Annotated in this window: 4 protein-coding genes; all 4 read right to left on the reverse strand. The window is 55.6% G+C overall.

The window, feature by feature from the left end; translation table 11 throughout:
* The coding region (locus tag AC2VLY_RS16840; protein ID WP_486922689.1) for a hypothetical protein at positions 1–863 on the reverse strand (863 nt) is incomplete at its 3' end.
* An 8-nt stretch (positions 864–871) separates the two neighbouring features.
* Complete coding sequence (locus tag AC2VLY_RS16845; protein WP_486894198.1) at positions 872–1762, reverse strand: TrbG/VirB9 family P-type conjugative transfer protein; 891 nt, start codon at positions 1760–1762, stop codon at positions 872–874.
* Entirely contained in the window at positions 1759–2418 is a 660-nt protein-coding gene (locus AC2VLY_RS16850; protein WP_486894199.1) for a VirB8/TrbF family protein, read from the reverse strand. Before AC2VLY_RS16850 ends, AC2VLY_RS16845 begins: the two co-directional genes overlap by 4 nt.
* Positions 2419–3189: a hypothetical protein gene (locus AC2VLY_RS16855; protein ID WP_486894200.1), complete on the reverse strand. Its 771-nt coding sequence runs from the start codon at positions 3187–3189 to the stop codon at positions 2419–2421. It lies immediately after the preceding gene.
* Between the last annotated feature and the right edge of the window lie 191 nt (positions 3190–3380).

Below are 3380 nucleotides of genomic sequence, written 5' to 3' on the forward strand. Positions count from 1 at the left end.
CGCACCTGGGCCACTATTTCACCGGGCAGATCTGAATTGATGCCAGTCACCATGACGGCAGGAATAATGCTGCCTGCGGTGACCTCGTTACGGTTCAGTGGCTTTTGCAGCGATTCATCCAGATACCCGTTTTTGTCTTTCGCGTTTTTCTGTTGGCTCAGAAACTGTTGATTGTCATTTTGTCCTGAACCTCCTCCACCCTGGCCTCCAGTACCTTCAAACCCCTGAATTTTCTTCAGCAGGTCAGGCGGCACCGTGCCCGTCTGGGATATGGCTTTCAGGGCAGCCTGCAGATAGCTGTCCGGATTGACATTGAAGTTACCCATTGCTGTGCCCGGTGACGTATCGGGCATTTCACCTGTCCCACTTCCCGTAGTGAGTTTTGAGCTTTTTGCCGTCGTCTGATCCTGAATCCGTGCTTCCAGCATTTTGTAATGGTAATTGACGAGCCATTCCTGATATTTCTCGGCAGGCGTCAGTTTTTTATGGAGGGTGGCAGGACCAAGCTGGGCAGAATGACCGCTGGCAGTACTGGCCGTTGCGCCATTCTGCTGGAGATCACCGGACGCATTTCCATTCCGGGCCAGCGTCATGGGAGGTGGAGGAGAAGGCGGCTGGCTGATCCCGATCTGGGGTGTGGGGGACCCCGCAGAGGAACCTGATGCTGGATGATGGCTGGCCTGCATGATCCCGACTACGGTCAGGGCCACCAGCGATCCACCCCCCACAAGTACAATGGCTTTGCCCTTCTGGCTGAGGCGCTTGCCCCCATGGGCCGGCGCAGGCCTGATGAGGGGCGCAGATTTGCCGCCGGCGCCGCCACCCGTAATATCCGGTACTGTCGGTTTGTCATTTTCCGCCATGAATCACCTCACCAGAAAGAGGGCTTATGGCCCGCATGGATGGTCACGACCTGTTTGTGATCCCCCACGCCCAGAAGCAGCCGCGCTTTGTTGAAGAGCTGATCCACCACAAAATATTGGCCCTTGAGCTGATAATTGGTGAGCTGTTCCTTGCCGTTTTCGATGACAAACAGTGCCGGAGCATTGCGGTAACGCAGATCAGCCGGCATCTGGATGTACACATGCCCCTCTCCGGAAAACACCCGGATCGGACGCAGTGCTTTCGGGCCTTCCCACCAGTAAGCAAAGTCCAGGTCCGCAGGATTTACATTGCCCAGAACCGCTATCTGATTCTGGGACTGCTTCCTGGCCTTCTGCTGTGCCTGCTGATCTTCGATATGAAAGCTCTGGACCATTGCGGCAGGATCATAGAACCCGATGGCAGGCACATAACGGGCCTTGTCCGATACCAGGCTGAGATAGTAAACATGCCCGGTTTTGGGAACTGATACGACCAGATTCGTGTGCAGGCCAGAGCGCACCGGTTTGATTACAATCACTGAGGTATCGCCAGCAGGAATGGCTTTGGCTCGCCAGTCCACACTGTCTCCGATGGACAGGGTTACCGTACCCGTATCGCCTGGCAGCAGTCTGATCATGCACACATGCAGGGGCGCGCAGAGAATTTCAGGATGGCTTTGCCCATAGGCATACATCAGTTCCCCATTGGTTCCCGCAATGGTGGGAGCCTGCCCGGTTTTGGCCCACAGTGCGGATGCCTGCTGTTCGGCATTTTGAGCTCCTGGTGACGTCACCAGATGGGTGGAATGTGAAATTTCGTGATACAGCGCGGCGCTGTTTTCGGCATAAGCCCCCGTACTGGCCAGGGTCATGGCAGCGGCAATCAGCATTTTCTTCATTGGGCAACTCCTTCGGATACGGCAGTCCAGGTCAGGGATTTGATATAGAGACCCAGGGGATTGGTGATCAGAACCTGCGGGCTGGCAGTAAGCTTTTTGTCAAAGCCCACGATCACGTTGGCTTTCCAGTAACTCTGGCCCAGAGATTGTCCGTTCTGGTAATGGGTCTCGACCCAGTTCACCTGGTACGTGTTTTTGGCTACCGGCAACACGCTTGATATATGCACTTCGACGGTCTTTCCGGCATTTTTTACCCAGGCTTTCTCATACCAGGGGTTGAGTTCAGCGGCCACATCGGTCCCGATCAGCGCATACACCCGCTGGGACATCTGCTTCTGGACCTTGGGGTCCGGAAGAAAACTGCGCCACTCCCAGACCCAGTTGGCCACCTGGGCTTCGACTATCCGCTCACTTACGGCACCACCTGTGCTGGGCTGGGCAATGGCAATGGGATTGCCCATGGAATCGATACTCACCACATAGGGCTGGATTTTTGACTGGGCACCAATATAGGCAATGCCCAACACGGCGAGAGCGGCCACTCCGAAAGCCGAAAATGCCGCCTTCCGCCAGTTGTGGGCGCGGGTAATCTGATCACCATAACGCTCGTCCCACTCACGACGGGCGTTCAGATAGGGATTCTGTTCATCGCTCATTCAGAAGATCTCCTTTGTATCAGCTTCGGGCAACATCCCGGGATGCTGTTCCTGTCGGTGTGAAATCGTGACGACTCCCGTGCGTGGATTCGTGGTCACCATCAGCCCTTCATGACGACGAAGGATGTGCAGGAACAGCAGGGCGGAAGCAGGGGTATTCAAGGGGAAATAACCAGAAGAATGATCGGCAGAAACATCGGTGGATATTCGGGCGCCATGCCCCGTGGCCGATGTGATTGTCTGCAGAGCCGAATGCAACACTACCGGACTCAACTGAATCCTGGGCAGGCTGGTGGAAGACAGCGTTTTTCTGTCACCCGTCTGCACTGCAGGCAATGATCCTGACAAAATGCAGTCGGGCGCCACTTTATGGGGAGAACTGTCCGCCTTTCGTGGTTCCAACACAGAAATGTTTTTCTGGACGGGGCCGACAGAGGGTCCAAAGTGCAGGACAATGGTTTTCGTCCGGGGGTTCATCAGCACTTTTGCCGTTCCGCGCATCTGTGCGTTCATGGCTGCGGCCAGTCGTGCCATATGGGCATCTGCCATCACTGCGATCCGAGGCATGCCAAACGCCTGACCTGTCTGCTGATAGGACCAGCCCCACTGTTTCGCCAGATGTTGCAGTATTGGAGCGACAGGACCGGCAAGCAGGCCCTGTCCTCCGCTCGCCGCCATATCCGGGCCTGCCGTGAACGATCCTGCCGATCTGGGAACCGTAGCCACCTGCTCCACAGGCCAGACGCCCGACGGCTCAATAAACATGAACATGAGAACCTCTTCTGCGAAATGATTGACTGATCGTTATCGGAGAAGGGGGAAATGAAAAGGGTGAAGGGAGAATAAATGTTCCTCTACGCAAGTCACTGTACCTACCGACCATAGTGGCCAGGCGTTATAATCCAGCTGATGCCGTCATTCGCAATCGGTTACAGTCACGCGGGATAAATAGCCTGTGCAGG

Source organism: Acidithiobacillus sp. TH-A36 (genome assembly GCF_057473445.1).

Excerpts from the sequence above, each read along its gene's own strand:
- AC2VLY_RS16845 (WP_486894198.1), bottom strand. The coding sequence starts at position 1,762 with ATGAAGAAAATGCTGATTGCCGCTGCCATGACCCTGGCCAGTACGGGG.
- AC2VLY_RS16850 (WP_486894199.1), bottom strand. The coding sequence starts at position 2,418 with ATGAGCGATGAACAGAATCCCTATCTGAACGCCCGTCGTGAGTGGGAC.
- AC2VLY_RS16855 (WP_486894200.1), bottom strand. The coding sequence starts at position 3,189 with ATGTTCATGTTTATTGAGCCGTCGGGCGTCTGGCCTGTGGAGCAGGTG.